General features: G+C 69.5%; 1 protein-coding gene. It reads left to right on the top strand.

Annotated features, from left to right (window positions below; translation table 11 throughout):
* Nucleotides 1-40 precede the first annotated feature (40 nt).
* Nucleotides 41-243, top strand: a 203-nt coding sequence (locus ACPYOG_RS20415; RefSeq protein WP_481295901.1) for a hypothetical protein, incomplete at its 3' end; no start/stop codon positions are given.

The following is a 243-nucleotide window of genomic DNA, read 5'->3' as shown; positions in this document are numbered from 1 at the left end:
GAACGGCTCCGCGAACGACAGCCACAACGGGGGAGACGCAGTGCTCACCATAAACCCCGGCGACACCTGCGCCAGAACGGGACCGGTCGACAGCGACACGCCGACGAACTATGCCAGCCTCGATCAGGCGGACCTCGGCCTCGGCAGTACAGCGCCCCATGTGGTGGCGGCCCCGACCGGTTCGTCGATCCCCCACCTTGCGGTGCAGGGCGGCAAGGATGCGCCCCTCCTCCTCCTCCCCCC

This window comes from Leifsonia sp. HAY1-4F (assembly GCF_056755275.1).
Note: the sequence above shows the minus strand (reverse complement) of the source record. Positions and strands in the feature narration are given on the sequence as shown.